Raw genomic sequence first — 18,109 nt, 5'->3', positions numbered from 1 at the left:
CCGTGCCGCATTGGGCGTCGTGGGGGCGACCGTGGCTGATCTCAGCGCGACGTGAGCACGCAGAACTCGTTGCCCTCCGGGTCGAACAACACCCGCCACGGTAGGCCGACCAACTCGTCGTGCGGCCGGGCACCGCCGCCGACCAACCGGTCCACCTCCGCGTCGATGCTGTCGTTCGGCCACCCGGCCACGTCGAGGTGCAGCCTGTTCTTCGCGGCCTTGGGCTCATCGACGCGCAGGAACTCCAGCCACGGCCCAAGCCCGTCCTTGTCCCGCAACGAGGCGAACTCGGCCGTGTCGCGGACAACCGGCCACCCGGTGGCCTCCGCCCAGAACGCGGCGAGCCCACCCGGCTCGTGCGCGTCCAGCACGATGGCGGCCACGGCACCGGTCTCACGGTACTCCGCACGCGGTTCGAGAACGCAGAACTCGTTGCCCTCGGGGTCGGCCAGGACGACCCACGGGGTGTCCCCCTGCCCGATGTCGGCATGGCGCGCCCCAAGGTCGAGCGCCCTGGCCACGGTGCGGTCGCGATCGGCCTGGGTGGCTGAGGACAGGTCGAGGTGCACCCGGTTCTTGCCCGCCTTGGGCTCGGGCACGGGCACGAACACCAGGTCCATCCGCCACCCGTCACCATCGGGCGCCTGCAGGTCGACCTCCTCACCGTCGGCGAAGCTGATGCCCCAGCCGAGGAGATCACCCCAGAAGCGCGCCTGGGCGGTCGGATCGAGGCTGCTCACCACGAGGTTGATCAGTCGGGTGGCCATCAGTCACTCCCTCCGAGGCGGGCGCGTCGGCCGCACCACTTCCTGCGGCCAAAGCCAACCACGCACGGCCGAACGGCGCCCCAGGATCTCCTCGGCGGCAACCGACGGCAGGCACCAGACCTCGGCGGCAGTCCGGCGACCAGTCGACAGCCCACCGAACCTCAGCGACGGTTCGGTAACTGGCGGCATCCCAACCACGGCAGCGGTCCGCGAGCAGTTGGCCAGCGCGCCGGGCGAGGCTCGGCGCGGTGGGCGGGTGGCTGCCGCCTTTGGTCAGCGGCCTGCTCTGCGGGCGGTCGCGCGGGCGGGTTGGCGCAGGACGCGGAACTCGTTGCCCTCGGGGTCGGCCAAGGTGCGGCCGTCGCGGGTGGCGCCGAGGGCCAGGAGCCAGGGGGTGGGGTCGGTGTCCTCGGTGGAGACGATGTCGAAGCGGATGCGGTTCATCCCGCGCTTCGGCTCGGGGACGCGGAGGAACTCGATCCACGGTCCGCGGTCCCGCAGCGGGCGCAGGGCGACGGCGTCGGGGCCGGACTGGATCAGCGGCCACCCGGTCGCCGCCGACCAGAACGCGGCCAGGGACACCGGGTCGATCGCGTCGATCACCACGGCGGCGAGCGGGCCGGTGTCGGTGTAGAGCTCGCGGGGCTCCAGGACGCAGAACTCGTTGCCCTCCAGGTCCTGGAACACCGTCCACGGCACCGCGCCCTGCCCGACGTCGAGCGCGCGGGCGCCGAGGTCGGCGGCGAGCGAGGTCAGCACGTGGTACTCGTGCGGGCTCTCCGTGGCCAGGTCGACGTGGATGCGGTTCTTCGCGACCTTGTCCGCCTTCGAGGGGACGAACACCAGGTCGACGTCGCACGCGCCGATCTCCGGGGACACCAGGCGTCTGCCGCCGTCGCCGTCGGGGACGGCTGTCCCGCCGAGCATGACGTACCAGAACTCGGCGGCTGCCGTCGGATCGCTCGCTTCGATCACGACGCTCGCCAGGCGGGTGGACATACCGGACACCGTAGCCGCGTTGGGCGCGGCGTGGTTCCGGGTCCACCCGCCAAGACGCGCCGCGGTCAGCGCGTCGCGAGCCTGAGCAGTGCCCAGAGCTGCGCGGACACGTCCAGATCGCCGTCCAGTGTCACCGCGCGGTCGAACACCGCGCGTCGCCCCCAGAGCCACAGGTACAGCTCCGTCGGGTCGGCGGCGACCACCGCGTCCGCCGACTCGGCCTCGGCGTCGGTGGACCGCCACGCCGAGGTCGTGCGCGGGCCGAGGGCGGCCATCCAGACCCGGTCGGCGGTGCGGACCGCCACGGTGCCGCTGCGGGTGCCCGCCACCCCGAGCACGGCGAGGCGGTGGGTGAACCACAGGTGCAGGACCTCGTCGACGCCGTCCACGGCGACGTCCGGGTCGACGGGGGTGATGTCCTGGCCGCCCGCGGCCTGCACGTCGATGCGGTGCACGGTGCTCTCGTGCGCCATCCGCCGCCGCCAGAAGCCGTAGTGCTGCTGTTGGTTGTGCCAGGTGGCGCACCCTTCGGCGGGGTCGTGGGTGGCGAGTTCGCCGAGCAGCGAACGCAGTCCGTCGCGGACGTAGTCCTCGACGGGCTGGCCGTCGTGCGGCTGGCGCTGCCACGCCGACGGCCGGTCACCCGACCTGATCCAGGCGACGACCATCCGGTAGACGCTGCCGACGTGCCGGGCGGTCTCGCCGAGGGTGAGGCCGGGGCAGCCGGGGACCGGGCGGTCGTGGTCGCCGTCCACCACGGCCCCGGCGAGCATGGTGCCTTCGTGTTCGAGGGTGTCGAGGAGTTTGTCGTAATCAATGAGCGGAACGCCGCTCATCGCCCTACGCTGTGCACCGCACGGTGCACGAGGTCGATGAACTGCTCGGCCTGCCGCACCAGGTCGTCAGCGGCGCGGGGACCGACCCGACTGGTGATACCGGCCTGGACAGCCGCCCGAGTCGCCGAGCAGGACGCGAAGAACGCCGCCCACTCCCGCATCTCGGGCGCGACGGAGGCCAGCAGCGTCCACACGCTCGTCGGCTTGGCCCGTCCCCGGTGCGGACGCCCCCGGGTGGCCAGCAAGGCGGCCGCGGCCCTCAGAGCACACAGGTAGGCGTCGGCGAACCGCTGGGCGGCCTCCCGCTGCGCCGCCGCCGCGCCGATGCCGTGCTCGGCCTGCGAAAGCAGCGCGAACGCCGAATCCGGCGCGACCCAACCCGTCCCCCGCCGCCCCCGCGGCACCGGAACCGACCCGGCGGGCGCGGCCCCACCAGCCGACGCCGAACCACCGCCTGCCTGCGCGGGCGATGCCTCAACCCGCCCATCCCGCGCGAACAGCGCGGGCGCGCACTCGACCGCGCGCCGCCTCGAAGAACGCACAAGAGTGGCGGTCGACGCGGAGGATCCGGGGGGAGTGGGCACGGCGGCAAGGCCATCCCCAGCCGCGCGCCGCGACCCGCCTGCAACGGCCGAACCGACACCCGCCGCGACACGGTCAGCCGGACCGGCCTCCCCCGCGAACAACGTCGGCGCGTGACAGGCAGAGGCTTGGCCAGGAACCGCCGGGCCAAGATCCTCAGGGAACAGGGCAGGCGCGGAGCTAGCGGGCAAATCGCGGCGCGGACCATCGGTGGCGGCAAGGCCGGAACCCATCGAGGCGACGCTCCCGCCGACATGCTCGGACGCCGAGTCGCGACGCGGGCAGGCAAGGCCGGAATCGCCGGCCTCCGCGGTGAACACGGCCGACTCAGGGCCAGGGGCCAGGTCGCGGCGCGGGTCGGCAAGGCCGGAGTCGCGGGTGTCGCCGGTGAACAGGGTCGGCGCGCAGTCCGGGGCCGCCGGCCGCCTCCTGCGGGGCTGGGAGCGGCCACCACCGGAGCTCGGGGTTACGGGGAAGTCCAAGGTGCTTGTCATCGGGGGCCTCCTCGCTGGGTGGTCCCCGCCGCGGGACGGGCGGCGGGGTGGGGCCGAGGGGAAGCCGGCGGGGCTCGGTGGTGAGGCGCTTCCCCCGCCCCACCACCGAGCAATATCGAACGCATGTTCGACACCGCCAGCGTAACCCGCCGCGCGGTGGGCTTCAAGCAGGAGGGGTGTGATGAGGGAAACCGCTTGCGTCGGGGCTGGTCACCAATGGTGTGATGGAGCGGTGAGCACACTCGACCATCCCGCCGTGGCCAAGGTCGCCGCGGCGTTGCGGGAAGCTGGGCTGGAGCGGGCCGCCGACGGGATCCGCATCCTCGATGACGACGTCAAGACCGCTGCCCTCGCGGCCGCGGCGCTCGGGGTCGAGGTCGGGGCGATCGCCAACAGTCTCGTTTTCAAAGCGACGCATGGCGACGTCGAACGGCCGCTGCTCGCCCTCACCTCCGGCGCCCACCGGGCCGACACCGGCTACCTGGCCGAACTCACCGGGGCCGACCGGATCGGGCGCGCCGACCCCGAGTTCGTCCGCGCCCACACCGGCCAGCCCATCGGCGGTGTGGCGCCCGTCGGGCACCCGGAGCGGCTGGAAACCCTGGTCGACCGGCACCTCGCCCGCTTCGACGTGGTGTGGGCCGCCGCCGGGCATCCGAAGTCCATCTTTCCCGTGACCTACGCCGATCTGGTGATCCTCACCGGGGGCACGGCTGCGGATGTGGCGGGCAAGGAGGATGATCCTGCCTCGTGACCGCCGCTCCCTCCCCCCGCGTCGACCGGTTCGCCGAGCTCAGCTCCGACGAGCTGCGCACCCGGCTGCGTGAGTCGCTGGAGCTGTACGTGACGGCTATGCGCTACCCGCGGGGCACCGTCGAGCAGCGCGCGCCCATGTGGCTGGCCCACATGCTGCGGGCCGGGTGGCGCTGCGTGGCGTCGTTCGACGCCGACGACCGGCTCACCGGGATCGCCTACGGCTACCGGGGCGCACCCGGGCAGTGGTGGCACGAGCAGGTCCGGCGCGGGGTGACCGAGCACCGGGGACCGGCGGTGGCCGAGTCGTGGCTGGGCGACTACTTCGAGCTGACCGAGCTGCACGTGCGGCCCGACCGCCAGGGCCAGGGCATCGGCGAGGAGCTGGTGCGTCGGCTGCTGGCCGGGGCGGACTGCTCGAAGGTGCTGCTGTCCACCCCGGAGGGCCCCTCGCGCGCCTGGCGCCTCTACCGGCGCCTCGGGTTCGACGACGTCCTGCGGCACTACCAGTTCGCGGGTGACCCGCGGCCCTTCGGCGTCCTCGGCCGGATCCTGCCGCTCTAATCGAGCGTCAGCGGCGGCGTCTCGCTTACGCACCCGGTCAGTTCCGGCAGCACGCCAGCGCGCGCTGGACATAGGTGCTCATGAGTTGATCTTGATGCCAGAACAGCGGCACCGCGGCCGAATCGCCACGATGCCGCCGTTCGGCGCGGCTACAGCTCGGCCAGTCGGGAGCGCAGGGTGTCCAGGCCCATCGCGCCCATCTCCAGGGCCTGCTTGTGGAACTGGCGCAGTGAGAAGTCGGCGCCCTGGCGGGCGCGGGCCTCGTCGCGGGCCTGCAGCCAGAGCCGCTCGCCCAGCTTGTAGGTCGGGGCCTGGCCCGGCCAGCCGAGGTAGCGGTCGATCTCGTCGTGGACGTGGGTCGGGTCGGTGATCGTGCGGGTGAGCATGAACTCCAGGCCCAGCTCGGGCGTCCACCGCTCGCCCTCGTGGAAGCCGGTGCCGCGCGGGATCTCCAGCTTCAGGTGCATGCCGATGTCGATGATCACCCGGGCGGCCCGGAAGATGTGGGCGTCGAGCATGCCGAGCAGGTCGCCGTCGTCGTCGAGGTAGCCGAACTCGCGCATGAGGCGTTCGGCGTAGAGCGCCCAGCCCTCGCCGTAGGCGGGGACCCAGGCGAGCAGGCGCTGGAACCTGTTGAGGCTCTTGGCCTGCGCCACCGCGGTGGCGATCTGCAGGTGATGGCCCGGCGCGCCCTCGTGGTAGACGGTGGTGACCTCGCGCCAGGTCGAGAAGGACTCCTTGTCGGCGGGCACCGACCACCACATGCGGCCCGGGCGCGACCAGTCGTCGGTCGGGCCGGTGTAGTACGCGCCGACGCCGCCGCCGGGCGGGGCGATCTTGCACTCCAGCCGCATGATCTGGTCGGAGATGTCGAAGTGCACGCCGCGCAGGTCGGCGAGGGCGCGGTCGGACAGGCCCTGCATCCACTGCTCGAACTCACGCTGGCCGACCACCTGGTAGCGCGGGTCGGCGTCGAGCTTGGCGGCGGCGTCGGCGATCGTGCCGCCGGGGGCGATGCGGCCGGCGACCTCGGTCATCTCCGCTTCGAGGCGGGCGAACTCGGCCCAGCCCCACTCGTATGCCTCGTGCAGGTCGAGCGCGGCGCCGGTGTACTCGCGCGACCAGAGCCGGTAGCGCTCCTCGCCGACGGCGTCGTCGGTGGGCGCCTGCGCGGCCAGTTCGCCGGTGAGGAAGTCGGCCAGTTCGCCGTAGGCGCGCGCGGCGCCGGACACGGCGGTGTCGAGGTCGGACCGCAGCGCGCCGTCGACCGGGGCGTCCTCGGCGAACGCGGCGAAGAACGACTTGCCCTCGCCTGCCCCGGCCCACGTACGGCACTGCTCGGCCGTCTTCACGACCTGGCGGACCGCGGCGACCTCACCCTTGGCCGCGGCGTAGCGCAGCGACTCCTGATAGCCGGCCAACGCCTCGGGCACGGCCGCGAGGCGCTTGGTGATGACCGCCCAGTCGTCGGCGGTCGCGGTGGGCATGAGGTCGAAGACCTGGCGGACCTCCTGCACCGGGCAGGCGATCACGTTGAGGCTGCGGTGGAACTCCCCCGCCGCGTGCAGCTCGGCTTCGAGGCCGATGCGCTCGGTGAAGACGGCCTTGGCGTTGGCCTCGGCGACATCGGCGGGCTCGGCGGCCCGCATCCGCGCGAGCGCGGCGGCACCGATCGCGCCGCGGTGGTCGACGCCTTCCGGGGAGAGGTCGGGAAGCTTGTCGTCGTAGCCCGAAATCCCGCAATACGTGGCGATGACCGGTTCCGCGGCCGCCAGTTCGTCGACGTAGGAATCACTGATCGCATGCACGCCCGCGTGCTGTGGGGTCACCATGGTCCGCACGCTACCGGTCGCTCAGCGGGCGTTGGCAACCAATAAACGGTCGGCCGATCGCTGACGCAGCGGGCCTGGCAGGATGGCCCAGTGCACCAGGTCACTCCCCGTTTCCGCAGGTGGATCCCGATCACCCTGCTGAGTGTGCTCGCCGCGCTGGCCCTGTCGGGCTGCGTGCGGGTCCAGTCGTCCATGACCGTCTCCGAGGACGACCTGGTCACCGGCCAGGTGATCGTCGCCGCCGTCGCGATCAAGCAGGGCGACACCGGCCCGGTGCTGACCGTGCCGCCCGAGCTGTCGGGCAAGGTCAAGACCCAGGTCTACACCGCCGACGGCTACGTCGGGCAGACCGTGACGTTCCAGGACCTGACCTTCCCTGAGGTCAGTCTCCTCGCCGACGGCCTGACCGTGGGCAAGCAGTACCGGCTGTCGATCCGGCGCGCGGGCGACCTGGTGACCATGGCGGGCGCGGTCGACCTGACCGAGCTCCCGCAGGACCGCGCCGACGTGCAGTTCAAGGTGACCTTGCCGGGCACGGTCAGCCGCACCAACGGCATCAACGACAACGGCACGATCAGCTGGAAGCCCAAGCCGGGCGCGGTGACCGAGTTCAACGCCACCGTCCAGTACACCGACGTGTCCGGGGTGTCCTGGACGAAGTGGGTCACCATCGTCGGCGCGTCGACCATCGGCGTCGCGCTGATCGTGTTGATCCTGGCGCTCTACACGCACAAGCGCAGCCGCCGGGTCGGCGCTTAGGCGCGGCTGGGCACCAGGCCGAGCCGTCCGACCACCTCGCGCGTCGCCTTGGCGCGGTTGAACGTGTAGAAGTGCAGACACGGCACGCCCTCCGAGAGCAGCCGCTGGCTGACCTCGGTGGCGATCTCGATGCCCTCGGCGCGGAACGCGGCGGCGTCGCCCACCAGCGGGTCGAGCCGGGCGGCGATGCGCGCCGACACCGGGGCGCCCGCCAGCTCGATGGTCTTGCTGAGGATCTTGGGCGTGGTCAGCGGCATGATGCCGGGCAGCAGCGTGGTGTCGTAGCCGCGGGCGGCGACGCGGTCGCGCAGCCGCAGGAAGTCCTCGGGCTCGAAGAACAGCTGGGCGATGGCGAAGTCGGCGCCCGCGCGCAGCTTGCGGATCAGGTTGTCGGTGTCGCTGTCCAGGTCGTTCGACCGCGGGTGGCCGTAGGGGAACGCGGCGACGCCGACGCAGAAGTCGCCCAGCTCACGCACGAGCGAGACCAGCTCGTCGGCGTAGTTGAGGCCCTCGGGGTGCTTGACCCACTCGCCGTTGGGGTCGCCGGGCGGGTCGCCGCGCAGCGCGAGGATGTTGCGGATGCCCATGGCGGCGTACCAGCCGATGACGTTGCGCAGCTCGGCGACGGAGTGGTCGACGGCGCACAGGTGGGCCATGGACACGAGGGTGGTCTCGCGGGCGACGCGGCCGGTGGTGCGGATGGTGCGGTCGCGGCTGGAGCCGCCCGCGCCGTAGGTGACCGACACGAACGCCGGGTCGAGGCCCTCCAGCTCACGGATGGCGTTCCACAGTCGCTTCTCGTCCGCCTTGTCCCTGGGCGGCATGAACTCGACGGAGAACACCGGCTTGTCCGCGCGAATCCGCTGCACCACCGTAGTCATGGAATTAAGGGTATCTAGAAGTCCGACCACTGGGACAGAGTGTCCACTTTCTGGAAGAAGCCTTCTTCTGGTCACATTGGACCCACCCCGCCGCGACCCCTGCGGCGGGTACGGCGGACGATATCGGTGTGCAACAGGCACAGGGAACCCATGTCATCGCCATTGATCACGCCGTGGCCGACCACGTCGAACGCGCGCTGGCCGCCTATCTGGCCACCCGCCACGCCGAGATGGCCGAGCGCGCGCCGTCGTTCGGCTCGGCGGTGGCGTCGCTGGCCGACTTCGTCCTCGGCGGCGGCAAGCGGCTGCGGCCGACGTTCGCCTGGTGGGGCTGGCGCGGCGCGGGCGGCGAAGGCGACGGTGACCAAGCGCACGCCGTGCTCCGCGCGGTGAGCGCGCTGGAGCTGATCCAGGCGTGCGCCCTGGTGCACGACGACCTGATGGACGCCTCGGCCATGCGCCGGGGCAAGCCGACCGTGCACGTGTCCTTCACCGCCCAGCACCGCGCGCGCGGCTGGCTGGGCGAGCCGGAGCGGTTCGGCGCCGCGGCGGCCATCCTGCTCGGCGACCTCGCGCTGGCCTGGGCCGACGACATGTTCACCGGCTCCGGGGTCGACCCGGCGCGGCAGGCCGCGGGCCAGGAGCCGTGGCGGGCGATGCGCACCGAGATGCTCGCCGGGCAGTACCTGGACGTGCACACCCAGGCCATGGGCGACGAGTCCGCCGAGGCCGCGCTGAGCGTGGCCCGGATGAAGACCGCCGCCTACACCATCGAACGCCCGCTGCACCTCGGCGCGGCGATGGCGGGCGCGCCCGCGCCGATGGTCGCCGCGCTGCGCGAGTTCGGCGCCGACCTCGGGCTGGCCTTCCAGCTGCGCGACGACATCCTCGGCATGTTCGGCGACTCCGACGTCACCGGGAAGCCCGCGGGCGACGACCTGCGGGAAGGCAAGCGGACGCTGCTGATCTCGGTGGGCCTGGCCAACGCCGACGCCGCGGGCCGCACCGCCGACGCCGCCCTGCTGCGCGGCGCCCTCGGCGACGACAACCTGGGCAGCGACACGATCGAACGCGCCCGCGAGCTGCTCATCGACCTCGGCGCGGTCGCCGACCTGGAGCGCCGCATCGACACGCTGACCGATCGGGCGCTCGCCGCGCTGGCGACGGCGCACCTGGCCGCCCCCGCGGCCGACGTCCTGGCCGACCTGGCCGTCGCCGCCGCCCGCAGGGCCCACTGACCGTGCGCGACCACAAGACGATCCCCGGCCGCACCGACCACGTCGTGGTCGTCGGCGCGGGCCTGTCCGGCCTGTCGGCGGCGATGCACCTGGCGGGCACGGGCCGCGAGGTCACCGTCATCGAGTCGGCGCCCGGCCCGGGTGGCCGCGCGGGCCAGACCACGATGGGCGGCTACCGCGTCGACACGGGCGCGACCGTGCTGACCATGCCCGAGCTGATCGACGAGGCGTTCGCCGCCGTCGGCACCTCGCTGGCCGCCGAGGTCGACCTGATCGGCCTGCACCCCGCCTACCGCGCGCACTTCGCCGACGGCAGCACCATCGCCGTGCACACCGACCCGGTGGCGATGGAGGCCGAGATCCGCCTGGCGGCCGGTCCGCAGGAGGCTGAGGGCTACCGGCGGCTGCGCGCGTGGCTGTCCGACCTCTACCGCGTCCAGCGCGACCGGTTCATCGGCGCCAACTTCGACTCCCCGTTCGACCTGGTCGGCCCGGAACTGGCCAAGCTGACCGCGCTGGGCGGCTTCGGGCGGCTCGGCCCCGCGGTGGGCCGGTTCCTGTCCGACGACCGGCTGCGCAGGCTGTTCTCCTTCCAGTCGCTCTACGCGGGCGTGCCGCCGAGCCGGGCGCTGGCCGCCTACGCGGTGATCGCCTACATGGACACCGTGGCGGGTGTGTCGTTCCCGCGCGGCGGTGTCGGCGCGGTGGCCGAGGCGATGGCCAACGCGGCGGGCCGGGCCGGGGTCCGGCTGCGGTACTCGACGAGCGCGGCGTGGCTGGAGCGGGTGGGCACCCGGGTCGGCGCCGTGCGCACGACGACCGGTGAGCGCATCCCCGCCGACACCGTCGTGCTGACCGCCGACCTCGCGGCCAGCTACCGGCTGCTCGGCGTCACCCCGCGCAGGCCGCTGGCCCTGCGCTACTCCCCCTCCGCGGTCGTCCTGCACACAGGCACGACGCGGTCGTGGGACAAGCTCGACCACCACACGATCTTCTTCGGCCAGGCGTGGGAGCGCACGTTCCGCGAGATCACCCGCGCGGGCAAGCTGATGAGCGACCCGTCGCTGCTGGTCACCCGGCCCACCGCGACCGACCCGACGCTGGCCCCCGACGGCAGGCAGCAGATCTCGGTGCTGGCGCCGTGCCCGAACCTGCGCACCGGCCCGATCGACTGGCGCCGCATCGGCCCGCGCTACCGCGACGACCTCGTCCAAGTGCTGCAGGAACGCGGGTTGGACGGCTTCGACGACGCGATCGAGGTCGAACGCCTGGTGACGCCCGCCGACTGGGAGGCAGCCGGGCTGGCCGAGGGCAGCCCGTTCTCCGTAGCGCACACCTTCGCCCAGACCGGCCCGTTCCGGCCGCGCAACCTGGTGCGCGGGGTCGACAACGTCGTGCTGGCGGGCAGCGGCACGACGCCGGGCGTCGGCATCCCGCCGGTGGTGATCTCCGGGCGGCTCGCCGCGCAGCGCGTCGCGGGCAGGCTGGCGACGGCGACAAGAGCGCGCGGGGAATCCGTAAGCGGACTGTGACGCCGCCCTACTCGCGAGTTCGCCGGCAGACTGGCCACCGCGACCGAATCCGTAAGCGGACTGTGAGGTTGAGTGCGCGGTTTTCGGCGCCTTCCTCGCGATAATGTCGCCCTGGGGCGACAGGCAATGAGGTGGGGAACGGCGATGCGTGGGGCAGCGATGATTCCGGGACGCGGCGGGCTCGCGGCCGTGCTCGGGTGGGCGATCCTCGTCCTGGCGGGGTGCAGCACCGCCGTGTCGGGCGCACCGGTGGCCGCCCCGGTGGCGCCGCCGAACGCCACCGAGTCGATCACCCAATCGCTGGTCAACCTCGGCGAGTCGAGCACGGTCCGCTACCAGGGCACGCTGTCCTCGGCCTCCGACGACGACGTCACCTTCGACGTCACCGCCGCGCAGACCGGCGAGATCGCCGGGTCGTTCACCCTCGACGGCAAGGCCGCCACGGTGCTCGTGGTCAACAAGACGACCTACCTGAAGGCGGGCGCGGACTTCTGGGCGACGCTGTCCGGGGTCGCCAACAGCCAGGGCAAGGGGGCCGCGGTGGCCGACCGCTGGGTGAAGGTCCCGACGAGCCTGATCGGTGTCGAGTTCGGCGACGTGTTCACCCCCGACGTGCTCGGGCAGAACCTGGCCAAGGGCGCGGACAAGGCGGGCACCAAGCCCATCGCCGAGGGTGAGCGGGCCAAGGTCGGCGAGGTGCCGACGGTCAAGGTCACCACCGGGGGCGGGTCGGTCTATGTCACCGAGGCCGCCCCGCACGGCGTGGTCAAGGTCGAGATGGACAAGGTCGGCCGCTCCGACACCACGAGCGTGAAGAAGCTGGTGGCTACGGTCGCCGACGGGTCGGCCGAGATCGCGAAGTTCTACCAGGACGTCTCCGCGCAGGCCGCCGAGCTGACCGCGCCGATCGACGTGCTGACCACCGTCACCGAGGGCACGCACAACTTCGACGGCTGCGGCGCGGCGAGCTGCTCGATCATCGTGCAGTTCACCAACCCGGGGAAGGTCGCGGTCCGGGTCTCCGTGCGCGGCACCTGGCAGGGCGACAACGCGCCGCTGGGCGTGTGCGACGCGACCGCGGGCCCGGTCGGTCCGGGCGCGGCGGGCAGCGCGAAGTGCACGCTGGCCACGCCGCAGTGGGTGTCGTTCTTCCAGCGGGCCAACTCGGTGCCGGGCAACCACCCCTACAGCGTCGAGTGGTCGACCGTGGTCCTCGCCGACGCGCCCGACCTCGCCCAGCTCACCGCGCGCGCCGCGGCCAAGCCCGCCGACGCGAGCGCGGCGAAGTCCGACGGCTCGCACTTCGTCTACTCGATCGGCTACTCCGACGCCGAGCACCAGCGGCGGATCTGGAAGTACGGCGTGGTGGCGGGCAAGTTCTGGCGCGACCACGCCGACCAGCAGGTGATGACGTGCCTGCGCAGCACCGGCTCGGGCTGCGCGGTCACCCTGGTCACCGCGACCGGCGACGCCGCTTCGGCACAGGGCCTGGTCCACCAGCTGGTCGAGGCGTACAAGGCCGAGCACAAGGAATGCCCGAAGGGCCAGTGGGTCGGCTGTAAGCGCTGACACGTTCGCGCGAGCGCCCGGGGGCGGTCGTGCGAGGATGGCGCGCGCCATGCGTGTCGACGAACCTGATCTGCGCACCGCCTACCTCGCGTGCCGCCAGATCAACGCCCACTACGGGCGCACCTACTTCCTGGCCACCCGCCTGCTGCCGCCCGAGCGCCGCCCCGCCGTGCACGCGCTGTACGGCTTCGCGCGCCTGGCCGACGAGATCGTCGACGCCCCCGGCCCCGACCCGGCGGGCGCGCTCGTCGAGTGGGAGATCAGGTTCAAGGCCGCGCTGAACGGCGACTGGGGCCACCCGGTGCTCGCGGCGCTGGCCGACACGGTCCGCCACTACGACCTCGACCCGCAGCTGTTCGCCGACTTCCTGCGGTCGATGCGGATGGACCTGACGGTCACCGACTACCCGACGCTCGACGACATGGCCGTCTACACGCACGGGTCGGCCGGGGTGATCGGCCTGATGCTGCTGCCGGTCCTGGGCACGGTTGTGCCCCGCGCCGAGGCCGCGCCCTACGCACGCGCTCTGGGCGAGGCGTTCCAGGTGACCAACTTCCTGCGCGACGTCGGCGAGGACCTCGACCGCGGCCGCGTCTACCTGCCCGCCGACCATCTTGCCGCGTTCGGCGTCGACCGCGACCGGCTGGCCCACGCGCGGGCCGTCGGCCGGTCGGACCAGGCGATCCGGCGCGCGGTGGCGCACTTCGTCGCGCACACGCGCGCGCTCTACCGCGTCGCCGAGCCGGGGATCGCGCTGCTGGACCCGGTGGCCCGGCCCTGCGTGGCGACGGCGTCGCGGCTCTACGCCGCGATCCTGGACGAGATCGCGGCCGCCGACTACGACGTCATGGCCGGGCGCGCCGTGGTGCCCACGCACCGCCGCCTGGCGATGGCGCTGCCGGGCGCGGCGCGTTGTGTGGCGGCCAGGGTCAGAACGCGAGGGCCTGCGCGCGGCGCTTGACCTCACGGCCCCGGTCGCCGCGCAGGGCGTCGATCGGGGTGCCGGGCAGGGACTCGTCGGCGGTGAACAGCCAGGTGATCATCTCGTCCGGGCTGAAGCCGGAGTCGTTGAGCACGGTGATCGTGCCGGACAGGCCCTTGACCAGGGTGCCCTCGGTCTCGTCGAGGAACGCGGCGGGCACCATCAGCACACCCTTGCGCCGGATGGCGATCAGGTGGTGGTCCCTCAGGGCCTGGTGCACGCGGGTGATCGGCTGGCGCAGCCGCTCGGCGACATCGGGCAGGGGAAGGACCTCCACCGAGGAGTCCAGGACGTCGGCTGCGGCGGGAATCGAACTCACGAGGTACAACGATGCCACACTCGACGGTGCCCGGCCGACCACTTGGTCACAGAATCGCGGGCGCGACCACGCGGCGGCGCGGGCCTACGTACGATCCACGACTGTGGTGGACAAAGGACCGGGGCTGATCGGGACGCTGCTGGAGCAGCGGTACCGGGTCGACGCGCTGCTCGCGCGCGGTGGCATGTCGGCGGTCTACCGCGGACTCGACACCCGGCTCGACCGGCCGGTGGCGATCAAGGTGATGGATTCGCGGTTCGCCGCGGACCAGTCCTTCGTCGACCGGTTCGAGCGCGAGGCCCGCTCGGCGGCCAAGATCCACCACCCGAACGTGGTGGCGGTGCACGACCAGGGCCTCGACGGCGACCACGTCTACCTGGTGATGGAGCTGGTCGACGGCGGCACGCTGCGGGATCTGCTGTCCCAGCGCGGGTCGCTGCCGACGCCGCTGGCCGTGGCGATCATGGAGCCGGTGCTGTCGGCGCTGGGCGCGGCGCACGCGGCCGGGCTGATCCACCGGGACGTCAAGCCGGAGAACGTGCTGATCAGCTCGACCGGCGTGGTCAAGGTCGCCGACTTCGGGCTGGTCCGAGCCATCTCCAGCCCCGGGACGACCAAGAGCAGCGTGATCCTCGGCACCGTGTCCTACCTGTCGCCGGAGCAGGTCGAGGCCGGGTCGGCGACCTCGCGCGGCGACGTCTACTCAGCGGGCATCGTGTTCTACGAGATGCTCACCGGTTCCCCGCCCTACCACGGCGAGAACGCCCTGACCGTGGCCTACCGCCACGTCAACGCCGACGTCCCGGCCGCCAGCGCGGCCGTGCCCGGCCTGCCCGCTCCCCTGGACGAACTGGTGCTGCGCGCGACGCGGCGCGACCCGCAGGCCCGGCCCGAGGACGGCGCCGCGTTCCTGCAGGAGCTGCGCGCGGTGCGCGAGCAGCTCTCGCTGCCGCGGATGCGGGTGCCCGCGGTCGCGGCCCCGCCGCCGGACGAGACGCACCCGGTGCCCAGCGAGCAGGTCGCCGCGCCGTCGGACGAGGTGACCAAGGCGGGCGTCGAGCCGGTCGATCCCGAGGCCACGGTCCGCGTGCCCGCCGTCATGATCCCGCCGTCGCCGCCGCAGGGCGTGACGGTCGTGCGGCCGGTGCCGTCCGGGTTCAGCGCCAGCGGCCCGCAGGGCACCCGCGCGATGCTGCGGTCGGACCTGGAGCGGGTGATCGACTCGGCGGCGGCCAACCCGCTGCCGACCGGCCCGCACTCGGTGCCGCAGACGCACACCGGCCCGCCGTTCCCCCAGCAGCCGCACCCGCATCCGCCGCACCAGCTGCCGCCGAACGAGCCGCCGCCGAACCGCACGCGCAAGATCGCGCTGTGGAGCGCGGCGGGCATGGTGGCGCTGGCGGTGCTGATCACGTCGATCTGGTGGTTCACCAGCGGCCGATACACGTCGGTGCCGTCGGTGCAGGGCAAGGACACCGCGGCCGCCGAGCAGGCGCTGCGCGAGGCCGACCTCAGCCCGAACACCACCACCGTGCGGCACAACGACATCCCCTCCGGCCAGGTGATCGGCACCGAGCCGGGCGCGGGCACCGAGGCGCTGCGCGGCGACCAGGTCAAGCTCATCGTCTCCGCGGGCCGTCCCGTGGTGCCCGACGTGCCTGCCGGGTCGACGCAGGCGCAGGCCGAGCAGGCCATCCGCGCCGCCGACCTGCAGCCCCAGCGCGACGACGGCAAGAACGTCTTCGACGAGAAGATCCCCAAGGGCGCGGTGGTGAAGCTCGACCCGGCGCCGGGGACCAAGCTGCAGCTGGGCCAGCGGGTGATCGTGGTGCTGAGCAAGGGCCCCGCGCCGAAGCCGGTGCCGGACCTGAAGGGCAAGACGCGCGACGAGGCGTTCCAGGAGTTGCAGAACCTCGGCCTCGAACCGTTCGACGGCACGCCCGAGTTCTCCGCCGAGATCGAGGGCGGCCGGGTCGTGCGCACCGATCCCGGCGCGGGCACCAAGATCGCGCCCGACGGCAGCAAGCGCGTGTCGGTCATCGTGTCCACCGCGGTCACCGTGCCCGACCTCAGCAACCGCACACTGCCCGACGCGCAGGCCGAGCTCGCCAAGGTGGGGCTGGAGATCGACGTCAGCGTCTTCTCCAACCCGAACGGCGTCGTGCGCACGCAGAGCCCCGCTCCGGGCACCAAGGTCGAGAAGGGTACGAAGGTCGGCGTCTTCGTTTTCTGAGCGGGTGTGACGAACTCGATCGGGTGAAGCCGGACTCCTTGACCCATCTGGGTAACCCGCTTGTCATGTCAACCTGGTGTCGTTGTGGCATGTCCACACTCAGCGGGCTTGACCTCGCGTTCCTGAGCCTCGAACGAGAGAGCACACCCATGCATGTGGGCGCCGTCGCTCTCTTCCGCACCGACTCCCCCGTCGACCCCGACGCGGTGGCCCGGCTGCTAGCCGAGCGCGCCGCCGCGCTCCCCCGGCTGCGGCAGCGCGTGCGGCCTACGCTGTTCCCGCCCGGCGGCGCGGAATGGGTGTCCACACCGGACTTCCGGGCCGCCGACCACATCTCGGCCTACCGCCTGCCCGACGACCTCGACCTGCTCGACGCCTACGCCTCGCGCTGGGTGGCGACGCCGCTGGACCTGACCCGGCCGCCGTGGGAACTGCACATCGTCACCGGCCTGGTCGACGGCGGGTTCGCGGTCCTGCTGAAGCTGCACCACGCGCTGACCGACGGCGCGGGCGCGGTGGAGATCGCCGCGGGCCTGCTCGACGGGCTGTGCGAGCACCAGATGCCCGAGTCGGCGCCCGCCCCGCTGCCCGGCCTGGTCGACCGCGTCCGCCAGGGCGTCGAGGTCGCCGCCGCGGTCGCCAAGGCGATCCGGCCGCCGTGGGCCGCGCCGCTGCTGGCCCGCACGTCGCCCGACCGCGAGTTCGCCCGCGTGCGGCTCGACCTCGCCGACATCCGCCACATCCGCAAGGCCCACGGCGGCACCGTCAACGACGTCATCCTGACCGTCCTGACCGGCGCGCTGCGCGACTGGATGGACGGCGCGGGCAGACGGGCCGAGGACGTGCGCGCGATGGTGCCGGTGAGCGTGCGCGGCCGCGGCGCGGTCGGCGGCGGCAACCAGATCTCGGCGTACCTGTGCGATCTCCCGGTCGCCACAGCGGATCCGTTGGACCGTCTGGCCGCGGTCCGGGCCTCGATGGACGCCAACAAGAAGGCCGGACCGACGAAGGGCGCGGGCGCGCTGCCGCTGGTGGCCTCGTGGCTGCCGCCGATCGCGCACCGGGTCGGCACGCGGATGCTGGCGGGCACCGCGTCGATGCTGTTCGACACGGTGGTGACGACGGTCCCGTTCCCGCGCATGGAACTCCGCCTCGGCGGCGCGGCGATGCGGGAGGTCTACCCCGTGGTCCCGTTGGCCCCCGGCCACCGGGTCGGCTTCGCGGTGTCGACCTACCTCGACGGTGTCCACATCGGACTCAACGCGGACCCGGCCGCCGTCGCCGACCTGGGCAGGCTGGCCGACGCCATCGTCAAAGCGACGGCGGTCCTGCACGAACGCGCTTAGCGGCGCCGCTTCCGCGCGGGATCGGGCACGGCCTCGACCAACTCGTCCGGCGCCGACAGCCGCCAGGCTTCGTAGACGAGTTCGGTCAGCTCGTCGAGTTTGACGCCGGACAGGTAGACCACGACCCAGCCGAACCCGCCCGCGGTGAACTGCTCCTCGAACACGTCCGGGCGCTCGGAGACGAGCGCCCGCTGTTCGGAGAGGGTCTGCTTGAGGCCGACGGTCTGCGTGCGCGGCCAGTAGTAGCCGAATCGCTTGCCCCGCACGCTGAACGAGCTGTAGTCGCTGCCTTCGGCGCGGGTGACGTCCGCTAACGCGTCCAGGATGCGGAAGAACTTGTCACTCGGTACGGCCACTGCGAAACCCCCTGAAAGCCAGAGCCCGCAGGTTACCGGTTCACCCGGACAAGAACGCAGGCAGCGC

17 protein-coding genes are annotated in these 18,109 nt (G+C 72.7%); 9 read left to right on the top strand and 8 right to left on the bottom strand.

Annotated features, from left to right (window positions below):
- Nucleotides 1-41 precede the first annotated feature (41 nt).
- The 4 genes from ACSHT8_RS33115 to ACSHT8_RS33100 all read right to left on the bottom strand — a co-directional run bounded on the left by ACSHT8_RS33115 (nucleotide 42) and on the right by ACSHT8_RS33100 (nucleotide 3,144).
- Nucleotides 42-767, bottom strand: coding sequence for a VOC family protein (locus ACSHT8_RS33115; RefSeq protein WP_436495764.1), 726 nt, complete (start codon nucleotides 765-767; stop codon nucleotides 42-44).
- A 273-nt stretch (nucleotides 768-1,040) separates the two neighbouring features.
- Nucleotides 1,041-1,766, bottom strand: coding sequence for a VOC family protein (locus ACSHT8_RS33110; protein WP_436495762.1), 726 nt, complete (start codon nucleotides 1,764-1,766; stop codon nucleotides 1,041-1,043).
- Nucleotides 1,767-1,831: 65 nt separating this feature from the next.
- Nucleotides 1,832-2,602: a maleylpyruvate isomerase N-terminal domain-containing protein gene (locus ACSHT8_RS33105; protein ID WP_436495760.1), complete on the bottom strand. Its 771-nt coding sequence runs from the start codon at nucleotides 2,600-2,602 to the stop codon at nucleotides 1,832-1,834.
- Nucleotides 2,599-3,144 carry an SAV_6107 family HEPN domain-containing protein gene (locus ACSHT8_RS33100; protein WP_436495758.1) on the bottom strand — a complete coding sequence of 182 codons (546 nt, stop codon included), beginning with the start codon at nucleotides 3,142-3,144 and terminating at the stop codon, nucleotides 2,599-2,601. Before ACSHT8_RS33100 ends, ACSHT8_RS33105 begins: the two co-directional genes overlap by 4 nt.
- Nucleotides 3,145-3,910: 766 nt before the next feature.
- On the opposite strand from ACSHT8_RS33100, the gene ACSHT8_RS33095 reads away from it, so the two are divergent.
- Together ACSHT8_RS33095 and ACSHT8_RS33090 are read left to right on the top strand one after the other, a co-directional pair.
- Nucleotides 3,911-4,432: a YbaK/EbsC family protein gene (locus ACSHT8_RS33095; protein WP_436495756.1), complete on the top strand. Its 522-nt coding sequence runs from the start codon at nucleotides 3,911-3,913 to the stop codon at nucleotides 4,430-4,432.
- A complete protein-coding gene (locus ACSHT8_RS33090) occupies nucleotides 4,429-4,995 on the top strand; it encodes a GNAT family N-acetyltransferase (RefSeq protein WP_436495754.1) in 567 nt (188 codons plus the stop codon). Before ACSHT8_RS33095 ends, ACSHT8_RS33090 begins: the two co-directional genes overlap by 4 nt.
- Nucleotides 4,996-5,144: 149 nt before the next feature.
- Here the strand turns inward: ACSHT8_RS33090 and ACSHT8_RS33085 are convergent, their stop codons facing one another.
- Nucleotides 5,145-6,827 carry a DUF885 domain-containing protein gene (locus tag ACSHT8_RS33085; protein ID WP_436495752.1) on the bottom strand — a complete coding sequence of 561 codons (1,683 nt, stop codon included), beginning with the start codon at nucleotides 6,825-6,827 and terminating at the stop codon, nucleotides 5,145-5,147.
- Nucleotides 6,828-6,917: 90 nt separating this feature from the next.
- Between ACSHT8_RS33085 and ACSHT8_RS33080 the strand changes: the two genes are divergently transcribed.
- Nucleotides 6,918-7,586 (top strand): LppM family (lipo)protein, encoded by a 669-nt coding sequence (locus ACSHT8_RS33080; RefSeq protein ID WP_436495750.1) that lies wholly within the window; start codon nucleotides 6,918-6,920, stop codon nucleotides 7,584-7,586.
- Here ACSHT8_RS33080 and ACSHT8_RS33075 read toward each other — a convergent pair.
- Nucleotides 7,583-8,467 (bottom strand): methylenetetrahydrofolate reductase, encoded by an 885-nt coding sequence (locus ACSHT8_RS33075; RefSeq protein WP_436495748.1) that lies wholly within the window; start codon nucleotides 8,465-8,467, stop codon nucleotides 7,583-7,585. The genes ACSHT8_RS33080 and ACSHT8_RS33075 overlap by 4 nt on opposite strands.
- Nucleotides 8,468-8,595: 128 nt before the next feature.
- On the opposite strand from ACSHT8_RS33075, the gene ACSHT8_RS33070 reads away from it, so the two are divergent.
- The 4 genes from ACSHT8_RS33070 to ACSHT8_RS33055 all read left to right on the top strand — a co-directional run bounded on the left by ACSHT8_RS33070 (nucleotide 8,596) and on the right by ACSHT8_RS33055 (nucleotide 13,767).
- The gene (locus ACSHT8_RS33070; RefSeq protein WP_436495746.1) at nucleotides 8,596-9,705 is read left to right on the top strand and encodes a polyprenyl synthetase family protein; all 1,110 of its coding nucleotides are present in this window, start codon (nucleotides 8,596-8,598) and stop codon (nucleotides 9,703-9,705) included.
- Nucleotides 9,706-9,707: 2 nt separating this feature from the next.
- The gene (crtI, locus tag ACSHT8_RS33065; protein WP_436495744.1) at nucleotides 9,708-11,237 is read left to right on the top strand and encodes a phytoene desaturase family protein; all 1,530 of its coding nucleotides are present in this window, start codon (nucleotides 9,708-9,710) and stop codon (nucleotides 11,235-11,237) included.
- Nucleotides 11,238-11,396: 159 nt separating this feature from the next.
- Nucleotides 11,397-12,806, top strand: coding sequence for a hypothetical protein (locus ACSHT8_RS33060; protein WP_436495742.1), 1,410 nt, complete (start codon nucleotides 11,397-11,399; stop codon nucleotides 12,804-12,806).
- 49 nt (nucleotides 12,807-12,855) lie between these two features.
- Nucleotides 12,856-13,767 (top strand): phytoene/squalene synthase family protein, encoded by a 912-nt coding sequence (locus ACSHT8_RS33055; RefSeq protein ID WP_436495740.1) that lies wholly within the window; start codon nucleotides 12,856-12,858, stop codon nucleotides 13,765-13,767.
- Here the strand turns inward: ACSHT8_RS33055 and ACSHT8_RS33050 are convergent.
- A complete protein-coding gene (locus ACSHT8_RS33050) occupies nucleotides 13,736-14,107 on the bottom strand; it encodes an Rv2175c family DNA-binding protein (protein WP_436495738.1) in 372 nt (123 codons plus the stop codon). The two genes, ACSHT8_RS33055 and ACSHT8_RS33050, sit on opposite strands and share 32 nt — an antisense overlap.
- 103 nt (nucleotides 14,108-14,210) lie before the next feature.
- Between ACSHT8_RS33050 and ACSHT8_RS33045 the strand changes: the two genes are divergently transcribed.
- Together ACSHT8_RS33045 and ACSHT8_RS33040 are read left to right on the top strand one after the other, a co-directional pair.
- Nucleotides 14,211-16,340 (top strand): protein kinase domain-containing protein, encoded by a 2,130-nt coding sequence (locus ACSHT8_RS33045; protein WP_436495736.1) that lies wholly within the window; start codon nucleotides 14,211-14,213, stop codon nucleotides 16,338-16,340.
- Between the two features lie 89 nt (nucleotides 16,341-16,429).
- Nucleotides 16,430-17,686, top strand: a complete 1,257-nt coding sequence (locus tag ACSHT8_RS33040) for a wax ester/triacylglycerol synthase domain-containing protein (RefSeq protein WP_436495734.1) — start codon at nucleotides 16,430-16,432, stop codon at nucleotides 17,684-17,686.
- On the opposite strand, the gene ACSHT8_RS33035 is transcribed toward ACSHT8_RS33040, so the two are convergent.
- Nucleotides 17,683-18,042 (bottom strand): MmcQ/YjbR family DNA-binding protein, encoded by a 360-nt coding sequence (locus ACSHT8_RS33035; protein WP_436495732.1) that lies wholly within the window; start codon nucleotides 18,040-18,042, stop codon nucleotides 17,683-17,685. The genes ACSHT8_RS33040 and ACSHT8_RS33035 overlap by 4 nt on opposite strands.
- Nucleotides 18,043-18,109: the final 67 nt, after the last annotated feature.

Source organism: Actinokineospora sp. HUAS TT18 (genome assembly GCF_051364635.1).
In the GTDB taxonomy this organism is placed as follows: domain Bacteria; phylum Actinomycetota; class Actinomycetes; order Mycobacteriales; family Pseudonocardiaceae; genus Actinokineospora.
Note: the sequence above shows the minus strand (reverse complement) of the source record. Positions and strands in the feature narration are given on the sequence as shown.